This window comes from Pantoea sp. Cr_R13 (assembly GCF_029222565.1).
Lineage (GTDB): Bacteria > Pseudomonadota > Gammaproteobacteria > Enterobacterales > Enterobacteriaceae > Pantoea > Pantoea eucalypti.
This window is the reverse complement of sequence record NZ_JARHXL010000015.1, coordinates 256,364-272,250: the sequence shown is the minus strand read 5'-3', so window position 1 is coordinate 272,250 and position 15,887 is coordinate 256,364. Positions and strand designations below refer to the sequence as shown.

General features: G+C 55.1%; 13 protein-coding genes, 2 tRNA genes and 1 rRNA gene. 11 read left to right on the top strand and 5 right to left on the bottom strand.

What is annotated here, in order from left to right; translation table 11 throughout:
• Nucleotides 1-74 precede the first annotated feature (74 nt).
• From rrf to P2R09_RS16125, 3 genes are all read left to right on the top strand, one after another.
• A 5S ribosomal RNA gene (rrf, locus tag P2R09_RS16135) occupies nt 75-190 on the top strand.
• 87 nt (nt 191-277) lie between these two features.
• A tRNA-Asp gene (locus tag P2R09_RS16130) sits at nt 278-354 on the top strand.
• Nucleotides 355-361: 7 nt separating this feature from the next.
• A tRNA-Trp gene (locus P2R09_RS16125) sits at nt 362-437 on the top strand.
• Nucleotides 438-555: 118 nt separating this feature from the next.
• Here P2R09_RS16125 and hdfR read toward each other — a convergent pair.
• Nucleotides 556-1,389 (bottom strand): HTH-type transcriptional regulator HdfR, encoded by an 834-nt coding sequence (gene hdfR / locus P2R09_RS16120; RefSeq protein WP_008926363.1) that lies wholly within the window; start codon nt 1,387-1,389, stop codon nt 556-558.
• 120 nt (nt 1,390-1,509) lie between these two features.
• Between hdfR and P2R09_RS16115 the strand changes: the two genes are divergently transcribed.
• Complete coding sequence (locus P2R09_RS16115) at nt 1,510-1,848, top strand: DUF413 domain-containing protein (RefSeq protein WP_008926362.1); 339 nt, start codon at nt 1,510-1,512, stop codon at nt 1,846-1,848.
• A 26-nt stretch (nt 1,849-1,874) separates the two neighbouring features.
• On the opposite strand, the gene P2R09_RS16110 is transcribed toward P2R09_RS16115, so the two are convergent.
• On the bottom strand, nt 1,875-3,395 hold the full coding sequence (locus P2R09_RS16110) for a YifB family Mg chelatase-like AAA ATPase (RefSeq protein ID WP_275771218.1): 1,521 nt from the start codon (nt 3,393-3,395) through the stop codon (nt 1,875-1,877).
• A gap of 330 nt (nt 3,396-3,725) precedes the next feature.
• Between P2R09_RS16110 and ilvL the strand changes: the two genes are divergently transcribed.
• From ilvL to ilvA, 6 genes are all read left to right on the top strand, one after another.
• Entirely contained in the window at nt 3,726-3,824 is a 99-nt protein-coding gene (gene ilvL / locus P2R09_RS16105; protein WP_072101316.1) for an ilv operon leader peptide, read from the top strand.
• Nucleotides 3,825-3,974: 150 nt separating this feature from the next.
• Entirely contained in the window at nt 3,975-5,621 is a 1,647-nt protein-coding gene (gene ilvG / locus P2R09_RS16100; RefSeq protein ID WP_078805089.1) for an acetolactate synthase 2 catalytic subunit, read from the top strand.
• A complete protein-coding gene (gene ilvM / locus P2R09_RS16095) occupies nt 5,618-5,875 on the top strand; it encodes an acetolactate synthase 2 small subunit (protein ID WP_008926359.1) in 258 nt (85 codons plus the stop codon). The genes ilvG and ilvM overlap by 4 nt, the downstream gene beginning before the upstream one ends.
• A gap of 18 nt (nt 5,876-5,893) precedes the next feature.
• Complete coding sequence (locus P2R09_RS16090) at nt 5,894-6,823, top strand: branched-chain amino acid transaminase (RefSeq protein WP_039661111.1); 930 nt, start codon at nt 5,894-5,896, stop codon at nt 6,821-6,823.
• Between the two features lie 62 nt (nt 6,824-6,885).
• Nucleotides 6,886-8,736 (top strand): dihydroxy-acid dehydratase, encoded by a 1,851-nt coding sequence (gene ilvD / locus P2R09_RS16085; protein WP_008926357.1) that lies wholly within the window; start codon nt 6,886-6,888, stop codon nt 8,734-8,736.
• Nucleotides 8,737-8,738: 2 nt separating this feature from the next.
• On the top strand, nt 8,739-10,286 hold the full coding sequence (gene ilvA, locus P2R09_RS16080) for a threonine ammonia-lyase, biosynthetic (protein ID WP_039661112.1): 1,548 nt from the start codon (nt 8,739-8,741) through the stop codon (nt 10,284-10,286).
• On the opposite strand, the gene ilvY is transcribed toward ilvA, so the two are convergent.
• The gene (ilvY, locus tag P2R09_RS16075) at nt 10,287-11,168 is read right to left on the bottom strand and encodes an HTH-type transcriptional activator IlvY (protein ID WP_008926355.1); all 882 of its coding nucleotides are present in this window, start codon (nt 11,166-11,168) and stop codon (nt 10,287-10,289) included. It abuts the gene before it with no gap.
• A 162-nt stretch (nt 11,169-11,330) separates the two neighbouring features.
• Here ilvY and ilvC point away from each other — a divergent pair, with 162 nt between their 5' ends.
• Nucleotides 11,331-12,806: a ketol-acid reductoisomerase gene (gene ilvC / locus P2R09_RS16070; protein WP_008926354.1), complete on the top strand. Its 1,476-nt coding sequence runs from the start codon at nt 11,331-11,333 to the stop codon at nt 12,804-12,806.
• 449 nt (nt 12,807-13,255) lie between these two features.
• Here ilvC and P2R09_RS16065 read toward each other — a convergent pair whose 3' ends face one another.
• Together P2R09_RS16065 and yhjD are read right to left on the bottom strand one after the other, a co-directional pair.
• Nucleotides 13,256-14,587, bottom strand: coding sequence for an MFS transporter (locus tag P2R09_RS16065; protein ID WP_275771211.1), 1,332 nt, complete (start codon nt 14,585-14,587; stop codon nt 13,256-13,258).
• A 272-nt stretch (nt 14,588-14,859) separates the two neighbouring features.
• The gene (yhjD, locus tag P2R09_RS16060; protein WP_003852018.1) at nt 14,860-15,879 is read right to left on the bottom strand and encodes an inner membrane protein YhjD; all 1,020 of its coding nucleotides are present in this window, start codon (nt 15,877-15,879) and stop codon (nt 14,860-14,862) included.
• Between the last annotated feature and the right edge of the window lie 8 nt (nt 15,880-15,887).

Sequence of the window (15,887 nt, the reverse complement as noted above, 5' to 3'; positions counted from 1 at the left end):
AGAGACACAATTTTCAGCCTGTACCGGATAATAATCTGCGCGGCCTTCAGGGGCGGCGCGGAGAACAGAATCTGCCTGGCGGCTTTAGCGCGGTGGTCCCACCTGACCCCATGCCGAACTCAGAAGTGAAACGCCGTAGCGCCGATGGTAGTGTGGGGTCTCCCCATGCGAGAGTAGGGAACTGCCAGGCATCAAATTCGTTCCTTTTCCCCTGACAAGGAAAGTAACAGGAACAGACGGCTCTCAGCCGGTTGCTGAGAACCGTGAAAGAATCGGTGGAGCGGTAGTTCAGTTGGTTAGAATACCTGCCTGTCACGCAGGGGGTCGCGGGTTCGAGCCCCGTCCGTTCCGCCACCCTATTAGGGGCGTAGTTCAATTGGTAGAGCACCGGTCTCCAAAACCGGGTGTTGGGGGTTCGAGTCCCTCCGCCCCTGCCAGAAAACGATCCTTTGCTTCGGCAAAGGATTTTTTTTGCCTTTAAAAAAGCAAAAAAGAAAAACCAGCTAACGCTAACTGGCCTCTGATCTTCCCTGCTCACCTCTTTTTCCCGTAAATTCAGCTGTTTTGCCTGACCAGAATCGGGAATTTAAGCAACTGGCGGATATGTGCCTGCTGATCGCTGTTCTGCAACCAGACAGCATAGAGAGGACGAACGGCAACGGGTGTATCTGGAATCATCATCAACTCACTGTAAACACTTTGCCAGAAGTCCGGCAGAAACGCGCATGCGCCGGTGGTATGCAGCAGTTCACGGGTGACATGCGCTGACGTTGTGGAGAGCACCGGCACATCATCAGCCCCCGAGAGATAGCTCTGATGCTGATGAAAATCAGCTCCCCATTCCAGCTTAATGTAATCATATTTCTCGCGCTTTTCGCTCTGCCGGGCGCAGAACAGCGCCAGTGAAATATGACCAATCTGCTGACTGGTTAACTCATCCATCTTAGGCGCTTCAGTGGTGATCAACAGATCCAGCTGGCGCTCATGAAGCTGTTTAACCAGCAGATGCCGCTGTGCCACGCGCGCTTCTAAATGCAGGCTTTCCCGATTCTCATACAGCGTCTGTAGCCATGGCGTCAGATAGGCTTCCCATAGAGATGCACTGGCACCTATAGAAAGCTCATGATGCTGCTGAGTATGAGAAACCTCCTTCTTCGCCATCATCCAGGTGCTCATCAGGCTTTCAGCATAGGGAAGCAGTCGCTCTCCTGCCGCCGTCAGACGTATGTTATTGCGATGCCGTGTAAAAAGATTAACGCCAAGCTGATTCTCTAACTGACGGATGCGAAAACTGACAGCAGATTGCGTAAGGTAAAGTGCTTCTGCAGCACGCCCAAAATGACGTGTCCTGCTCACTTCCAGGAAAGTTTTCAGTAATTCCGTATCCACAGCGTTCTCCCAAAAAATGTTTGTCGTATAGATTTAAATGTTTTGTTTTACACTCTGTCAAGCCTATCTAATACTCCGCGCCATTAACAGCACGGCATTAGAAAATCAGGAGCGTGTAACATGGCGGAAAGCTTCTCAACAGAGAATCGTTTCTTTGATAACAAACATTACCCGCGTGGTTTCTCACGCCACGGTGACTTTACTATTAAAGAAGCTCAGCTTCTTGAACGCCACGGTTTTGCTTTTAATGAGCTGGATTTATCAAAGCGTGAGCCTGTAACTGAAGAAGAACGTTTGTTTATTGAAGTGTGTCGTGGCGTGCGTGAGCCGCAAACAGAAGCTGAGCGCGTATGGTCTAAGTATATGACCCGCATTAAGCGTCCTAAGCGTTTTCATACGCTCTCTGGCGGTAAACCGCAGATGGACACCGTTGAAGACTTTACCGACAGCGACGATTAACAGAGAAGGGGCGAAAGCCCCTTTTTTTATTGCAGGCTGTTGTGCAGATGAATCATTAATCGATCTATTGTACGGTAACTGACCGCTTCCTGCAGATGTGACCGGCTAATATCCGTATCCCCCGCGAGATCGGCAACGGTACGCGCCACTTTCAAAATCCGCTGCCATGCCCGCACAGACAAACCCAGTTTCTCCAGCACGGACTCCAGCCACTCCGCGTCTTCTTTGGCAGGCTGACACCAGCGCATAATCTCTGCATTGTTTAAATGCGCATTGATCTTGCCTGTGCGGGCCAGCTGAATGTTACGTGCCGCGACCACCCGATGACGTACCTGCTCAGACGCTTCCGCTCTGGTGCGCTGACCGCTGAGCATCCCACTCGGCGGTAGCGGCACCTCCAGCGAAAGATCAAAACGATCCAAAAAAGGGCCTGATAGCTTACTGAGATATCGCAAAACCTGTTGGGGTGAGCAGCGGTTGTGTTGTCCCTGATAATGCCCGGTTGGACTGGGATTCATCGCAGCGATCAACTGAAACCGTGCCGGATAGGTAACTTTTGCCCGGGCACGGGAAATAGCGATGACGCCCGACTCTAATGGCTCGCGCAGGGAGTCCAGTACCTTGCGATCAAATTCCGGTAACTCATCCAGAAACAGTACGCCATTGTGGGCGAGGGATATCTCACCGGGCCGTGGCAATGATCCGCCACCAATCAAAGCATAGAGAGATGCGCTATGGTGAGGTGACCTGAAAGGCCGCGTGCGCCACTGTCGGTGCAGGGTATTGTTGTTCACCAGGCTGTCGATTGCCGCGCACTCCAGAGCTTCCTGATCGCTAAGGGAAGGCATTATGCCAGGCAGTCGGGTGGCGAGCATCGTTTTACCCGTGCCAGGTGGCCCAATCAGCAGCAGGTTATGACCGCCTGCCGCCGTGATCTCCAGTGCTCTGCGCCCCTGCTCCTGACCAATGATATCAGCGAGATCATCAGCTGGCGTGTCGCCCTGCTGTTCAGGGTATTGGGCCGTCGGTAATGTGAGTTCATTACGCAGAAAGGCGCATACCTCGCTAAGGTGAGAGGCGACCAGCGACAACCCCTGACGGATGAGTCCGGCATCACCCTGATTTTCAACGGAGAGCACCAGCTGCCTTCCAGCCTGTATCGCCACCATAGCCGCTGGAATCGCGCCCTGTACACCGCACACTGCGCCATCGAGTGCCAGCTCACCCAGAAACTCATAGTGCGTCAGCTTATCGGCAGGAAGCTGCTCAGAGGCGACCAGAATGGCGATCGCCATAGGTAAGTCATACCGCCCGCCCTCTTTGGGTAAATCTGCCGGGGCCAGATTGATGGTGACGCGCTTTGCCGGAAAGGTAAAACCACTGTTGATAATTGCGCTGCGGACCCGCTCACGTGCCTCTTTCACGGTGGTTTCAGGCAAACCCACCAGTGTTAACGCTGGCAGGCCGTTACTGATATGCGCCTCAATGGTCACCAGCGGGGCTTCTACGCCTAATGCTGCCCGGGTCAGAACTTTTGATAATGACATACTCGCTCCTTGTTGCCGCCAGTCTGGTGACAGCGTCAAACGAAAGCGAGGGGATGATCAGCACAGTTCGAGCCATCGTCAAGCTCATCAGCGTTTTTTTCAAGGCGTATTGAAACCTTGTGAAACTGCGCGCAAATTCATCAAAACATGATTACGCCACTAAAGTGATGAATAATTATCATCATGTAATTATTTCTTGTAATACAGATTGATAGGTCGTTATCCAGCGCCTGTGGTTAAAAAAAGTCTGTAAAAAAAGTTGTGCCATAACCCCTGACTATGATAACTCTGTAGGCATTACTTCGAACACGTAAAAGAATTGAACAACACATGAAAGCCCTTCTACAAGTGATTAGCCTGGTCGTGATTAGCGTGGTGGTGGTTATTAACCTACCGTGCGGGGCAACGCTTGGAGAAAGAAAGGCTTAAAAATCAAGCCTCGAATCCGAAAAAACCCCCGCACCGAAAGGTCCGGGGGTTTTTTTTCGACCCGAGGAAATATCAGTAAATCCACAAGGAACAAACAATGAACAGTAGCATAAAATTCTGTTGTTCCGGTCAGGACACAGGAGAATAGCGATGACAGGTGCACAGTGGGTAGTTCAGGCTTTACGCGCGCAGGGGGTTAATACCGTATTTGGTTACCCTGGCGGCGCAATCATGCCGGTATACGACGCGCTCTATGATGGCGGCGTGGAACACCTACTGTGTCGTCATGAGCAGGGCGCAGTGATGGCGGCGATTGGCTATGCCCGCTCAACCGGCAAAACTGGCGTCTGTATCGCCACTTCAGGCCCTGGCGCGACTAACCTGATTACGGGCCTGGCAGATGCCATGATGGATTCGGTTCCGGTTGTGGCAATCACCGGTCAGGTGACCTCTGCCTTCATCGGCACCGATGCTTTCCAGGAGATCGACGTTCTGGGACTCTCGCTGGCCTGCACCAAACACAGCTTCCTGGTCGAGTCGCTGGATGAGCTGCCCGCTATCATGGCGGAAGCCTTTGCGCTGGCGCAGTCGGGTCGTCCGGGCCCGGTGCTGGTCGATATCCCGAAAGATATTCAGATTGCGCAGGGTGAGCCCGCACCGCATCTGGTGCCGGTAGAAGAGGGAAGCGCGCTGCCACATCAGGCAATTCACGAAGCACGTGCACTGATGGCGCAGGCCAGAAAACCCATGCTCTACGTTGGCGGTGGCGTCGGTCTGGCGCAGGCTGTTCCGGCACTGCGTGCGCTGGCAGAAGAGACCGGTATTCCGGCAGTGGCTACCCTGAAAGGCTTAGGCAGCGTGGATCCACACAGTGAGGTCTATCTGGGCATGCTGGGGATGCACGGCACGAAAGCTGCCAATCTGGCCGTACAGGCATGTGACCTGCTGATCGCGGTCGGTGCACGCTTCGACGACCGCGTCACCGGCAAGCTGGATACTTTTGCCCCCCACGCCAGCGTGATTCATCTCGACATCGATCCCGCTGAGTTAAACAAATTACGTCGCGCACACGTCTCTCTGCAGGGTGATCTCAACGAATTGCTGCCTGCTCTGAGTCAGCCGCTGCACATCAACGCCTGGCGTGATGAGGTGAAAGCGCTTAAAGCCAGTCACTCATGGCGCTATGACCATCCAGGCGAAGCGATCTATGCGCCGCTGTTGCTGAAGCAGCTTTCCGATCGCAAACCGGCCAATACTGTTGTGACCACCGACGTTGGTCAGCATCAGATGTGGACGGCACAGCACATGGCATTTAGCGCGCCGGAGAACTTCATCACCTCCAGTGGTTTAGGCACCATGGGCTTTGGTTTGCCTGCCGCTATCGGCGCACAGGTTGCACGCCCGGAAGATACGGTTATCTGTGTCTCGGGTGATGGCTCCATCATGATGAACATTCAGGAACTGGGTACCATCAAGCGCGGCAAGCTGCCGGTTAAAATCGTACTGATGGATAACCAGCGTCTGGGCATGGTGCGCCAGTGGCAGCAGCTCTTTTTTGATGGTCGTTACAGCGAAACCAACCTGTCCGATAATCCCGACTTCCTCACGCTGGCCAGCGCGTTCAACATTCCTGGCCAGCGCATTACCCGTAAAGATCAGGTCGACGCCGCCCTTGATGCTCTGCTGAACAGCGAAGGTCCTTACTTCCTGCATGTTGCAATAGATGAGCATGAAAACGTCTGGCCACTGGTACCGCCGGGTGCCAGCAATGCAAACATGATGGAGAAAACCGTATGAACCAGCATCAATTGTCTATCGAAGCCCGTTTCCGCCCTGAAATATTAGAGCGCATTTTACGCGTCGTGCGTCACCGCGGTTTTCAGGTCTGTTCTATGAACATGGCCTCAGTCGCCAACGCAGAAAACATTAATATTGAAATGACCGTTGCCAGCCAGCGCTCCGTCGATTTACTGTCTTCGCAGTTAAGTAAATTGATCGACGTTGCATGCGTTCAGATTCAACAACAGACAACACAACAAATCCGCGCGTAGCCGCGAGAGGAAATAACAATGAGCACGAAGAAAGCAGACTTTATTTGGTTCAATGGCGAGATGGTTAAGTGGGAAGATGCGAAGGTCAGCGTCATGTCTCACGCGTTGCACTACGGTACGTCGGTATTTGAAGGCGTGCGTTGCTACGACTCTCACAAAGGACCGGTTGTGTTCCGTCATCGCGAACACATGCAACGTCTGCACGACTCCGCCAAAATCTACCGCTTCCCGATTAAAAGCAGCGTTGATGAGCTGATGGAAGCGTGCCGCGAAGTCATCCGCGTGAACAAACTGAAAAGTGCTTATATCCGTCCGCTGGCCTTTGTTGGCGATGTGGGCCTGGGCGTGAACCCGCCAGACGGCTTCACCACCGATGTGATCATTGCTGCCTTCCCGTGGGGCGCATACCTGGGCGCAGAAGCGCTGGAAAACGGCATCGATGCGATGGTCTCCTCATGGAACCGCGTTGCGCCAAATACCCTGCCAACCGCCGCGAAAGCGGGTGGTAACTACCTCTCCTCACTGCTGGTGGGCAGCGAAGCCCGTCGTCACGGTTATCAGGAAGGTATCGCGCTGGACACCAATGGCCTGATTTCAGAAGGCGCTGGCGAGAACCTGTTTGAAGTTAAAGATGGTGTGCTGTTTACGCCGCCATTCACCTCCTCTGCACTGCCGGGTATCACCCGCGATGCCATCATCACGCTGGCGCGCGATATGGGCATTGAAGTGCGTGAGCAGACGCTGTCGCGTGAGTCGCTCTATCTGGCTGACGAAGTCTTTATGTCTGGCACCGCCGCAGAAATCACGCCGGTACGCAGCGTGGATCGCATTCAGGTGGGCGAAGGCAAACGTGGTCCGGTCACCAAACGCATCCAGGAGGCCTTCTTTGGTCTGTTCACTGGCGAAACAGAAGACAAATGGGGCTGGTTAGATCCGGTTAACCCATAATCAGATACAGCGCGGGCGTCATCTGACGTCCGCGAGCTTATTCTTACTGGAGTAAATAGAGCATGCCTAAGTACCGTTCCGCCACTACCACCCACGGCCGCAATATGGCGGGTGCCCGTGCCTTATGGCGCGCGACAGGAATGACCGACGACGATTTCGGCAAGCCGATTATCGCTGTGGTTAACTCATTCACCCAATTTGTCCCTGGCCACGTTCACCTTCGCGACCTGGGTAAACTCGTCGCTGAGCAGATTGAAGCGTCAGGTGGTGTGGCTAAAGAGTTCAACACCATCGCGGTGGATGACGGTATTGCCATGGGTCATGGCGGCATGCTGTATTCACTGCCTTCGCGCGAACTGATTGCCGATTCGGTCGAGTACATGGTCAACGCGCACTGCGCCGACGCCATGGTCTGCATCTCTAACTGCGATAAAATCACGCCGGGAATGCTGATGGCGTCACTGCGCCTGAACATTCCTGTGATCTTTGTTTCCGGCGGACCGATGGAAGCGGGTAAAACCAAGCTTTCTGACAAAATCATCAAGCTGGATCTGGTGGATGCGATGATTCAGGGTGCCAACCCGAACGTCAGCGATGCCGACAGCGATCAGATCGAACGCTCTGCCTGCCCGACCTGTGGCTCCTGCTCCGGTATGTTCACCGCCAACTCGATGAACTGTCTGACCGAAGCTCTGGGCCTGTCGCAGCCTGGCAACGGGTCACTGCTGGCCACGCACGCCGATCGCAAAGAACTGTTCATCAATGCCGGTAAGCGCATCGTCAGTCTGACCAAGCGCTACTACGAGCAGGATGACGTCAACATGCTGCCACGTAACATCGCTAACAAGGCCGCTTTCGAGAACGCCATGATGCTGGATATCGCCATGGGCGGTTCCACCAACACCGTATTGCACCTGCTGGCGGCGGCACAGGAAGGCGACATCGACTTTAATATCTCCGACATCGATCGCCTGTCACGTAAAGTGCCTCAGCTTTGTAAAGTCGCGCCAAGTACCCCGAAATATCACATGGAAGATGTGCATCGCGCGGGTGGTGTTTTTGCGATTCTGGGCGAGTTGGATCGCGCAGGCCTGTTCGACAGCAGCGCCCGTAATATTCTGCAGCAGACGATGCGTGAAACGCTGGATCAGTACGACATCATGCTGACCAAAGATCAGGCGGTGAAAGATATGTTCCGCGCTGGCCCGGCAGGCATCCGTACCACCCAGGCGTTCTCACAGAACTGCCGCTGGGACACGCTGGATGATGATCGTGCCGAAGGCTGTATCCGCACCCGCGAAAACGCTTACTCGCAGGATGGCGGTCTGGCCGTGCTTTACGGCAACATCGCCGAAGATGGCTGTATCGTTAAAACGGCGGGCGTAGACAAAGAGATCCTGACCTTCACCGGTCCGGCTAAAGTCTATGAAAGCCAGGATGACGCGGTAGAAGCGATTCTGGGCGGCAAAGTTGTGGCAGGCGACGTGGTCGTCATCCGCTACGAAGGACCAAAAGGCGGGCCGGGCATGCAGGAAATGCTCTATCCGACCACCTATCTGAAATCGATGGGCCTGGGCAAAAGCTGCGCACTGATCACCGACGGTCGGTTCTCCGGCGGCACATCTGGCCTCTCTATCGGCCACGCTTCGCCGGAAGCGGCTAACGGCGGCACCATTGCGCTGGTCAAAGATGGCGATACCATTGAAATCGATATCCCTAATCGCGGCATCAAACTCGCTGTGCCGGATAACGAACTGCACGCCCGCCGTGAAGAGCAGCAGGCACGTGGCGATGCGGCCTATACGCCGGTCAATCGTCAGCGTGAAGTCTCCTTTGCGCTGCGTGCTTACGCATTACTCGCGACCAGTGCTGACAAAGGCGCCGTCCGCGATAAGAGCAAGCTGGGAGGCTAAAAATGGCCGAGTCTCAACCGCTACCTGACGCGCCTGGCGGCGCCGAATATTTGCGCGCAGTGCTGCGTTCACCGGTCTATGAAGTGGCACAGGTGACGCCGCTGCAGGTTATGGAAAAAATTTCAGCGCGGCTCGGCAACACCATTCTGGTGAAGCGGGAAGATCGCCAGCCGGTGCACAGTTTCAAGGTGCGCGGTGCTTACGCGATGATTGCCGGTCTGAACGAAGAGCAGAAAGCGCGCGGCGTGGTGACGGCGTCAGCCGGTAACCATGCGCAGGGCGTGGCGCTCTCCGCGACGAAACTGGGCATCAAGTCACTGATTGTGATGCCGCTGGCGACCGCAGACATCAAGGTTGATGCAGTGCGCGCATTTGGCGGTGAGGCTTTCCTGTTTGGTGCCAACTTTGATGAGGCGAAAGCCAAAGCGATAGAGCTCGCTGAACAGCGCGGCTACACCTTCGTGCCGCCGTTTGACCATCCGGCTGTCATTGCCGGACAGGGCACGCTGGCGATGGAGCTGTTGCAGCAGGATGCGCACCTTGACCGGGTCTTTGTCCCGGTTGGCGGCGGCGGTCTGGCCGCGGGCGTGGCGGTGCTGATCAAGCAGCTGATGCCGCAAATCAAAGTGATTGCGGTGGAGTCAGAAGATTCAGCCTGCCTGAAAGCCGCACTGGAAGCGGGTCATCCGGTCGATCTGCCGCGCGTCGGGCTGTTTGCCGAAGGCGTCGCGGTCAAACGGATTGGCAGCGAGACCTTCCGGCTCTGTCAGGCCTACCTCGATGACATCATTACCGTCGACAGCGATGCGATTTGCGCGGCGATGAAAGATCTGTTTGAAGATGTGCGTGCTGTGGCGGAGCCGTCTGGCGCGCTGGCGCTTGCAGGGATGAAGAAGTATATCCAGCAACATGAGATCAAAGGCGAGCGGCTGGCGCATGTGTTATCAGGTGCCAACGTCAACTTCCACGGCCTGCGTTACGTCTCCGAGCGTTGTGAGCTGGGCGAACAGCGTGAAGCGCTGCTGGCTGTCACCATCCCGGAACAGCAGGGCAGCTTCCTGCGCTTCTGCCAGACGCTGGGCGGACGTTCCATCACCGAGTTCAACTACCGCTACGCCGATGCGGACAAAGCCTGCATCTTTGTGGGTGTACGTCTGACCCGTGGCGTGGAAGAGCGCAGTGAGATCATCAGCGAACTCACCAGCGGCGGTTATCAGGTAGTCGATCTCTCAGATGATGAGATGGCGAAACTGCACGTGCGCTACATGGTGGGCGGACGTCCCTCCAAGCCACTGCGTGAACGGCTCTTCAGCTTTGAATTCCCGGAGGCACCTGGCGCGTTGCTGAAGTTCCTGCAGACGCTGGGCACTCACTGGAATATCTCGCTGTTTCACTACCGCAGCCACGGCACCGACTACGGTCGTGTGCTGGCGGCGTTTGAACTCGGCAGCGATGAGCCACGTTTCGAGGAGCATCTCACCGATCTGGGTTACGACTTTCATGACGAAAGCCAGAACCCGGCGTTCCGCTTCTTCCTGTCAGGCCACTGATTACAGCTGGCTCCAGAAAGCACTGATCAGCGGCTCTCCGAGCCGCTTTTTTTGCACGCAGATGCCGAGTTCGAACGGCGCAACCGAGTCAATATTCTCCAGCAGCAGCACGCGGTTTCGCACCGGGTCCGGGCTGTTCTCCAGTACCACATCCGGCAACAGTGCAATACCGCAACCCAGCGCCACCATCGAGACAATCGCTTCATGCCCCGATACGGTGGCGTAAATGACCGGATTCGGGATGCGCTGACGACGGAACCAGAGATCGATACGCCGCCGTGCAGGTCCCTGCACCGGCAGAATAAAGGGAATTTTTGACCAGTCGGGCTGCGGCTGTGTGGCCTGAGTGCGAACAGCACAGGGCAGTGCAGGCGCAATCAGTACCAGCGGGATCAGCCCCAGTGGCATAAAATCAATGCTGGCGGGCAGGGTTTCAGGCCGCCCGGCAATCGCCAGATCGGCATCGCCGGAGTGCACTTTTTCCACCGCATCCGCGGCATCGCCGGTATCCAGTTTGATTTCGACCTGCGGATGTTCAGCGCGAAAGCGGTCAAGGATGGGCGGCAGATGACTGTAGGCCGCTGTCACAGAACAGAACAGTCGCAGTTCGCCGCTGAGTGACGGGCCGTTAAGATCCATCACATGGCGCAGTTGCTGATACTGCAACAGCGTCTGCTGGGCAAACTGGCGCAGGCGTTCGCCCGCTTCCGTCAGCGTCACGGTGCGGTTATCACGCAGAAACAGCGCATGGCCGACATCTTCTTCAAGCCGCTGGATCTGGCGTGACAGCGTGGAAGGGCTGACGTGCATAGCACGCGCAGTGCGCCCGAAGTGGCAGCTTTCTGCCAGATGAAGAAACAGTTTCAGATCCCGTAAATCCATGTGCGCGTCGCCTCTGAGTGGTGTTGCATTTATTGCAATGTGACGTTGTTAATATATCAATTTAAGCAACAGAATTCCTGTCATATGATGGGGTCATTCGCGGCGCTGCATGATTCGCCGTTCCTGAACAAAAAAAGCAAACACAACCTTACTGGAGTACCCATGGCTAACTATTTCAACACATTGAACCTGCGCAACCAGCTGGCGCAATTAGGCAAATGCCGTTTCATGGCGCGTGATGAATTCGCGGATGGTGCCAGTTTCCTGAAAGGCAAAAAAGTCGTTATCGTTGGCTGTGGTGCGCAGGGCCTGAACCAGGGTCTGAACATGCGCGATTCCGGTCTGGACGTTGCTTATGCACTGCGTGCTGAAGCGATTGCGGAGAAACGCCCTTCATGGCGCAAAGCAACCGATAACGGTTTCAAAGTGGGTACTTACGAAGAGCTGATCCCGCAGGCTGACCTGGTGGTTAACCTGACGCCAGACAAGCAGCACTCTGCTGTGGTTCAGGCTGTTCAGCCGCTGATGAAAGATGGCGCTGCACTGGGCTACTCACACGGTTTCAACATCGTTGAAGTGGGCGAAAGCATCCGTAAAGACATCACTGTTGTGATGGTGGCACCGAAGTGCCCGGGTACTGAAGTGCGTGAAGAGTACAAACGTGGCTTTGGTGTGCCGACGCTGATCGCGGTTCACCCGGAAAACGATCCAAAAGGCGAAGGCATGGCGATTGCTAAAGCCTGGGCTGCAGCGACTGGCGGCGATCGCGCTGGCGTGCTGGAATCCTCCTTCGTTGCGGAAGTGAAATCTGACCTGATGGGTGAGCAGACTATTCTGTGTGGCATGTTGCAGGCGGGTTCACTGCTCTGCTTCGACAAGCTGGTGGCTGAAGGTACCGATCCGGCTTACGCAGAAAAACTGATTCAGTTCGGCTGGGAAACCATCACCGAGTCACTGAAGTTTGGTGGCATCACCCTGATGATGGATCGTCTTTCTAACCCGGCGAAACTGCGCGCCTATGCGCTGTCAGAGCAGCTGAAAACCATCATGGCGCCGCTGTTCCAGAAGCACATGGATGACATCATCTCTGGTGAATTCTCTTCCGGTATGATGGCTGACTGGGCAAATGATGATAAAAACCTGCTGACCTGGCGTGAAGAGACCGGTCAGACCGCGTTCGAAACCGCCGCACAGTATGAAGGCAAAATCGAAGAGCAGGAGTACTACGACAAAGGTGTTGTGATGGTTGCGATGGTGAAAGCGGGCGTTGAGCTGGCGTTTGAAACCATGGTAGACGCCGGCATCATTGAAGAGTCTGCTTACTACGAATCACTGCACGAGCTGCCGCTGATCGCGAACACCATCGCCCGTAAGCGTCTGTATGAAATGAACGTGGTTATCTCTGATACTGCCGAATATGGTAACTACCTGTTCTCCTTCGCCGCGGTGCCGCTGCTGAAAGAGTTCATGACCACGCTGCAGCCAGGCGATCTGGGTAAAGCGGTTGAAGGCACGCAGGTTGATAACGCACAGCTGCGTGACGTCAACGAAGCCGTTCGCCAGCACCCGATTGAAACCGTTGGCCGCAAACTGCGTGGCTACATGACCGACATGAAGCGTATCGCTGTCGCGGGCTAATAAACCTCTTCACAGTTTTCAGCAAAACAAACCCCGGCTCGCCGGGGTTTTTTGTTTGTGAACACTGCCTGGAAGGTTCGCTGTAGGAACGGTGCCTGCACTGCCTGCTTCGCTGTAAGATCGAGTCTGCACAGGCAATACGGTCAGATCGGAAAGACGCAAAACCCGCCATCCCTGGCATGCTCGGCCCGCGCCGTCCCTGGCGCGGGACGCTTTCCTGCTCTCCCCGTGTTGCCAGTGCCATCAAGCTTCTTCATTGCTGCCAGAATCACCCTGCCTCATTAGCACTATGCAAGATCTTCAAACAGACAGCTAACCTGCTCCCTGAGCCTGGCGACTGAACATAAGGCGATGCTTTGTTTAGCCTTTCAGAGCGGTTGTACTCTGTAAGCCTGCGCCATAAAAAAACCCGGCATCTGCCGGGTTTCACTGACCTTCATCCAACCGGATTACACGTCATAAAGCGTCTGGTGACGCGTCTCTTTACAGGCCAGCAACGCGATCAGCGTCAGTACTGCCATTGACGCCAGATACAGTCCCACCGCCTGCAAACCATAATTGGCATTTAGCCAGGTCGCGATATAAGGCGCAACGGAGGCACCCAGAATCGAGGAGAGGTTATAGGAGAACGATGCGCCGGTATAACGCACTTCAGTCGGGAACAGCTCCGGCAGCAGCGCGCCCATCGGGCCAAACGTCAGCCCCATAATGCTCAGACCCAGCAGCAGAAACGCCATCACCAGCGCCTGTGAACCTGAACCAAGCATTGCCGGGAACAGGAACGAAAAACCGATAATCATCAGCGTAATGGTAATCATCGTCTTGCGACGACCAAAACGGTCAGCCAGCAAACCAGCAATCGGTACCATCACCCCAAAGCCAATCACCGCCAGCATCAGCATCCACAGCATACTGTTACGCGGAATGCCCAGACCCGCCGGTGCTGCCGTGGTGCCATAACTCATCGAATAGACGGTCATGATATAGAACAGCGTATAGGTCGCCAGCATGATAAAAGTGCCGAGAATCGTGGCGGTCAGATGCTTGCTCAGCAGCGCCGCAATCGGCACCCGAACCTGCTTCTTCTCTTTCTGCACTTTGGCAAACACCGGACTCTCATGCAGCGAAACGCGCACATACAGACCAATCAGCACCAGCACGGCAGAGAGAATAAACGGCACGCGCCAGCCCCACTGCATAAACTGCTCGTCGGTCAGCAGCCATGAAAGCAGCAGGAAAGTCCCGTTAGCGAAGAAAAAGCCAATCGGCGCACCCAGCTGAGGGAACGAACCGTAAAGCGCACGCTTCTTCGCCGGCGCATTTTCTGTCGCCAGCAGCGCCGCGCCACCCCATTCTCCACCCAGCCCCAGTCCCTGACCAAAACGCGCGAGCGCCAGCAGCAGCGGCGCCATCACGCCAATCGTCTCATAGCTGGGTAGCAGACCAATCACCACGGTGGAAATACCCATGGTCAGCAGCGAGGCAACCAGCGTGGCTTTACGCCCGACGCGATCGCCAAAGTGACCAAACACCGCTGAACCAATCGGACGCGCGATAAAAGCGATAGCAAACGTGGCCAGCGACTGAAGCGTTGCGACCGTGGCATCACCCTGCGGGAAGAAAATGTGCGGGAAAACAATTACCGCAGCCGTGGCATAAATATAAAAGTCGAAGAATTCGATGGCCGTACCGACCAGCGAGGCAATCACCACTTTACTGCGTGAGTTAACCGGCGTGGGATCCTGCTGTTTGTCGAGTGTGTCTGTGAGGGAGGCTTGCATAACTGTTTCTTATTTGTAAATACAGACAAAGAATCTTACGCATCTGCCAGGGCGCATTCAATGATGAAAACCCGCGCCGCGTCTGGCTTCAGAGGGCAAAAAGAGGATAATTTCTGTGGTGCTGCGAATACCGGGTGATACCGGGGTAAACCGGACGATATATGGCGGGATACTCTAAGAAAGGGCTAAATAAAAGTGACCCCTCAGCAATTCATCCTGTTATCTGATTAAAAAATAGCCGAGGGGTGATATTTTCCGCTGTTGTTAACGGATTACGATGATTTGTGTCGTGACGCGCTGCCCGCTTCAGGCATCTGTGGGTCGTCTTTATATTTGGCGGTGGCGATCCACGCTGCACAGAACAGCGTCAGACGGGCAAAAAAGTAGAAGAACGCCATCAGGCCGAGCACCGAACCAAAGGCGGCACCGGAAGGCGAGGTCGCCATCTTCGGCAGTGTCAGCGTCATCACAAACTTAATTACCTCAAAGCCGATTGCCGCCAGCAGAGTGCCGCGGAACAACGCTTTCTTACGCGGCTTATGACGCGGCAGGATCCAGAAAATCCACAGGAACAGCAGATAGTTCGCCATAACGGAAATCGAGGTGGCGATAATGGTCAGGGCAGGCCGCAACCAGTCAATGCCATCCAGGCCCAGCGCACTCACGATAGAGGCCTGCGCAGAGCCGGCTACCGAGGTCAGCGACAGCGTAATCACCAGCGCCAGCATCAGACCCGCCAGCGACAGCAGATCGCGAATATAGCGCTTCCAGATCTTCTCCTTGTCATCCGGTTTGCGTTCCCACACGTCGCGCGACTGGGCACGAATCGCTTCACGCAGATTACCCATCCAGTTAAGGCCGGAGTAGAGCGCCAGCAGTAAACCGGTAATCCCCACGGTGGCACGCTGTTGAATCGCGGTATTCACCGTATTTTTTAGCGTGGTTGCCAGTGTCGGGTCGCTGATGCTGCTGACGATTTTGTTGATGATATCGGTCAGCAAATCAGGATTCGATGCCAGCACAAAACCCACGGCGGCAAACGACACCATTAGAATGGGAATCAGCGATAAAAACGAAAAATAGGTAATCGCCGCGCCAAACTGGCTGCCGAGCCGATCGTTAAAGCGGTCAAGGGCGCGAATGAAATGCGCCACCGCCGGAATAGCCTGAAACCAGGTGGCGAAACGCGACACGCGAACAATAGATTCATCTACGGTGTGGTTGCCGGTTTTAATATCGATAAGCGGCTTTTGTGGCTGCAAATCCTGCGGGTTTTCCTGCTTGTCTGTCATAGACCTTC